General features: G+C 70.8%; 5 protein-coding genes and 2 pseudogenes. 5 read left to right on the plus strand and 2 right to left on the minus strand.

What is annotated here, in order from left to right; translation table 11 throughout:
• On the minus strand, positions 1-438 hold a 438-nt coding region (locus SACSA_RS0107085), incomplete at its 3' end, for an HAD family hydrolase (RefSeq protein WP_019814583.1).
• 95 nt (positions 439-533) lie between these two features.
• On the opposite strand from SACSA_RS0107085, the gene SACSA_RS0107090 reads away from it, so the two are divergent.
• The 4 genes from SACSA_RS0107090 to SACSA_RS0107105 all read left to right on the plus strand — a co-directional run bounded on the left by SACSA_RS0107090 (position 534) and on the right by SACSA_RS0107105 (position 3,661).
• Positions 534-1,124, plus strand: coding sequence for a TetR/AcrR family transcriptional regulator (locus tag SACSA_RS0107090; protein ID WP_019814585.1), 591 nt, complete (start codon positions 534-536; stop codon positions 1,122-1,124).
• A 17-nt stretch (positions 1,125-1,141) separates the two neighbouring features.
• Positions 1,142-2,110, plus strand: a complete 969-nt coding sequence (locus SACSA_RS0107095; protein WP_019814588.1) for a R2-like ligand-binding oxidase — start codon at positions 1,142-1,144, stop codon at positions 2,108-2,110.
• Between the two features lie 59 nt (positions 2,111-2,169).
• Positions 2,170-3,204 carry an ion channel gene (locus tag SACSA_RS0107100; RefSeq protein ID WP_019814590.1) on the plus strand — a complete coding sequence of 345 codons (1,035 nt, stop codon included), beginning with the start codon at positions 2,170-2,172 and terminating at the stop codon, positions 3,202-3,204.
• A 79-nt stretch (positions 3,205-3,283) separates the two neighbouring features.
• On the plus strand, positions 3,284-3,661 hold the full coding sequence (locus tag SACSA_RS0107105) for a YccF domain-containing protein (protein ID WP_019814592.1): 378 nt from the start codon (positions 3,284-3,286) through the stop codon (positions 3,659-3,661).
• 12 nt (positions 3,662-3,673) lie between these two features.
• Here SACSA_RS0107105 and SACSA_RS21905 read toward each other — a convergent pair.
• A pseudogene (locus tag SACSA_RS21905) lies at positions 3,674-4,126 on the minus strand (serine/threonine protein phosphatase); the annotation flags it as partial.
• A 15-nt stretch (positions 4,127-4,141) separates the two neighbouring features.
• Between SACSA_RS21905 and SACSA_RS26680 the strand changes: the two are divergent.
• A pseudogene (locus SACSA_RS26680) lies at positions 4,142-4,332 on the plus strand (class I SAM-dependent RNA methyltransferase); the annotation flags it as partial.

Genomic DNA, 4,332 nt, shown 5'->3' on the forward strand with positions numbered 1-4,332 from the left:
CGCGTCGTGCGCGCGCAGCGCCGTGGCCTTGGCCGAGGCCCACAGGTCCCCGGCGAGGTGGTCCACCTCGTCGGTCCAGCCGAGCGCGTTCACGTGCAAGGCCGCGTTCGGGCGGTACTTGCCGGTGACCACGAGCGTGCGCCCGCCCGCGCTCCGCACGGCGGCGAGTGCCTCCGCCGCGCCCGGCAGGGCGACCGTGCGGGGCACGACCGTGTCCGGGTAAGCCGCGCGGAAACGCTCGACGAGGTCGGGTACCCGCTCCTCCGGCACGCCGAAGTTCCGGAGCACGCTCGCCAGCGGTGGGCCGAGATGCGCGGCGAACCGCGCGCCGTCGAAGTCGAACCCGGTCTCCTCGCCGAGGCGGTTCATCGCCAGCACCATCCCCGGCCGGGGGTCGATGAGAGTCATGTCCAGATCGAAGCCCACGCACAGTCCCACGCCCCCACCGTAGTTTCCCGGCCGACGGTGACGGGTTTCCGACGGACAGCGACACCACCACTTGACACAAGCGGGAAAAGTGTCAAGATCCTCCTGTGGTCCAGGACACGACACCAGCCCGCCGTGCCCGGTCGTCGGTACGCGAGGACCTGCTCGACGCCGCCACCGACCTCCTCGCGCGCCGCGGTTACGCCCGGCTGCGCATGGCCGACGTGGCCGCCCGGGTCGGAGTGAGCAGGCAGACGGTCTACAACGAGTTCGGCGGCAAGCGCGCGCTCGTGCAATCGGTGGCCCTGCGCACGCTCGCGGAGTTCACCGACGGCATACAGCGGCGGCTCGACACCGCGGACGACGTGCTCGCCGGGATTCACGCGGCCACCGCCTACACGATCGACCACGCGAAGGAGAACCGTTTGGTCGCGGCGGTCACCGGCAGCGAGGTCGCCGAGGACCTGCTGCCGCTGCTGACCACGCGCGGCGAGCCGATCCTGCAGGCGGCCACGGATATGGCGGAGTCCTACCTGCGCGAACGCTGTCCCGCGCTGACCGAGCCGCGTTTCGTCGCGGAGACGGCCACCCGTCTGACCCTGAGCTATCTGATGCTGCCGACGGGGTCCACCACCGAGGCCGCCGACGGGGTGTGTGCCGTCGTCGGCCCGCTGATCGACACGTCCACACCGAAGTGACGAAAGGGGAGACGACCATGACCGGCACCGTCGCCGCGCACCGCGAGGGCTTCCAGTCGTTGCGCCGAGGAGGGCTCAACTGGGACTCCTTCCCCCTGCGCCTGTTCGTCAAGGGGAACAAGAAGTTCTGGAACCCGGCCGACATCGACTTCAGCGCCGACCGCGCCGGCTGGGAGTCGCTCAACGACGAGGAACGCCGGTCCGCCACCTACCTGTGCGCCCAGTTCATCGCGGGAGAGGAGGCGGTCACCGAGGACATCCAGCCGTTCATGGCCGCCATGGCCGCCGAGGGCAGGCTCGGTGACGAGATGTATCTGACCCAGTTCTGCTTCGAGGAGGCCAAGCACACCGAGGTCTTCCGGCGCTGGATGGACGCCGTCGGGCTCACCGACGACCTGCACCCCTACGTCGCCGAGAACCCGCACTACCGCACCCTGTTCTACGAGGAGCTGCCCCGCTCGCTTTCCGTGCTCGCCGACGACCCGAGCCCGGTCAACCAGATCCGCGCGAGCGTGACCTACAACCACGTCATCGAGGGAAGCCTCGCGCTGACCGGCTACTACGCGTGGCAGAAGATGTGCACCTCCCGCGACATCCTGCCGGGCATGCAGGAGCTGGTGCGGCGGATCGGCGACGACGAGCGCAGGCACATGGCCTGGGGCACCTTCACCTGCCGCAGGCACGTCGCCGCCGACGACGGGCTGTGGGAGGTCGTCCAGCAGCGGATGGGCGAGCTGCTGCCGCACGCGCTCGGCATGATCGAGTGGGTGAACCAGCAGTTCGACGAACCACCCTTCGGCATCGACAACCAGGAGTTCGTGCAGTACGCCGCCGACCGGGCCCAGCGCAGGCTCGGTGCGATCGAGTCGGCGCGCGGCGCCGACGTCGCCGAGATCGACCTGGACTACTCCCCCGAGCACCTGGAGGAGACCTTCGGCCGGGAGGATCAGAAGGCGTTCGCGGAGGCCGCGGGCACGACGGGCTGACGCCGGTTCGCCGTGGTAGAACGGCCACGGCGACCGACTGGACAAGGCCGGAGGAACGCGTGCCCATCCTGCTGTCCCGGTTACTCGCGCGGATCGCGCGGGTGACCACCTGGGCCACGCCCGTCCTCGTGATCGCGGCCGTCTTCGTGACGAGCTGGCCGCTGATGGCCCTGGCCGAGCCCGCGGGGTCCGCGCTGGTGCGGCCGTCGAACTACTGGTGGTACTTCGTGGTCACGGCGTCCACGGTCGGCTACGGCGACTTCTCCCCGGAGACGGCCGAGGGGCAGGCGGTCGGCGGCTACGTGATCGTCGGCGGGATCGTGGCGTTGACCACGGTGTTCACCAAGCTCGCTTCGGTGCTGGAACAGGCGAGAGGACGGCGGATGCAAGGGTCGATCAGCGTGGATTTCCGGGGCCACACCGTGCTGCTGGGATACACGGCCGAACGCACCGAACGGATCGTGGCCGAGCTGCTCGGTGACGGGCGGCAACGGGATGTCGTGCTCTGCGCGTGGGACGACGTGGGCACGCACCCGATGCCCGGCGAGGCGGTCGCCTTCGTCCGGGGCGACCTCACCGACGCGAGTGTGCTGCACCGGGCGGGCGTGCCCCACGCCGCGACCGTGCTGGTGGACGCGCGCGACGACAACGAGGCCCTCGCGGTGGCGCTCGCCGTGGACCAGGTGACCGAGAACGCGCACGTGGTCGTCACGCTGCGGGACATGCAGCGGTCGTTCCTGCTGAACTACGTGGACGGCGACTTCCAGCCCGTGCAGTGGCACACACCACGTATGATCACCGAGGAGTTGCAGTCGCCGGGAATCACCGAGGTCTACGCGGAGCTGATGACCCAGGGCGGTGCCAACACCTACTCGGCCACGGTGCCGGAGTCGGTCGGTCCGGTGCTGGTGGACCGCTGCCGCACCGTCCTGGGCCGCGAGTACGGTGCCACGCTGCTGGCCGCACGCACGGCCGACGGGCTGACGGTGAACCCGAGCTGGCAGGCGCGGCTCCCGCCGGGCTCGACCGTGTACTACATCAGCGCGAGCCCGCTGAGCGCGAAACAGTTGGAGGCCGCCCTGCGCGCGTCGTGACGGCGGCACGGCCGCGGCCTACGAGTGGTCCGCACGCTCGGTGGGCCCCGCGGGCCCCGGCATGCGGGACAATGTGGGTATGAGCGCGCTGCTGAACGTGATCTGGCTGCTGTTCGCCGGCTTCTGGCTGGCACTCGGGTACGTGCTCGCCGGGATCGTGTGCTGCCTGTTGATCATCACCATCCCGTTCGGGCTGGCCGCCTTCCGGATCGCGGGCTACGCGCTGTGGCCGTTCGGCCGGACGGTCACCGAACGGGCCGGCGCGGGTATCCCGTCCCTGCTCGGCAACGTCCTGTGGGTACTCGTCGCCGGGTTCTGGCTCGCCGTGATGCACATCGTGACCGGTATCGCGCTCTGCCTGACCGTCGTGGGCATCCCGCTGGGCCTCGGCAACTTCAAGATGGTGCCGGTGTCCCTGTTGCCGTTGGGCAGGGCGGTCGTCGCCGTGCGGGACTGAACGCGCGACGGATCAGGACGCGGACCAGGGCAGCGGCACCACCAGGCACGGACCGCCCGCGAACAGGCCCGCGTCCACGCCGAGCACCCGGCCCTCCGCGTAGAGCAGCGGCTCCTCGATCTCGGAGGGGTGGACGCCGAGCTGGTCGGCGATGACGCTGTGGCCGTGCACGACCTGCTCGCCGCCGAGCTGGTCGAGCAGGGTCTCGGCCGCCTGCCGACCCTCGGCGCCCCGGAACGCGAACCGGGTGGTGAGCCTGCGCCAGACCTCCCACCACTGTGCGAGGTCGTCGCCCTTCAGCACCGCGCGCACCGAGGCGTTGATTCCCTCGACGTCGTCGCCCCATTCGAGGTATTCCAGCGTGTCGGAGTGGACCAGCAGGTGCTCACCCGCCAGCGCCACGGCGGGCCGGGAGAGCAGCCACTCGACATGCTCGTCGGTGAGGGACTCCTGGTCGGAGGGCTGTGCAGCCATCGGGTCGTGCCGCTCGCGGACTGCCCGATCACCACGCGGGGCGCCTCCGAGGCCGTGCTGCCCCATCCCTGGCCCCCCGGCAGCGAGGTCGAGGCGACCGAGGACTCCCTCGGCGCCGTGCACGTCCGGAACCGCTCCGCCCGCGCGGGCGGGGAGTCGCTGCCCGCCGGGACCGAGGGGATGCCGTCCGCGGAAGC

Origin of the sequence: Saccharomonospora saliphila YIM 90502 (assembly GCF_000383795.1) — a bacterium.
Classification (GTDB): domain Bacteria; phylum Actinomycetota; class Actinomycetes; order Mycobacteriales; family Pseudonocardiaceae; genus Saccharomonospora; species Saccharomonospora saliphila.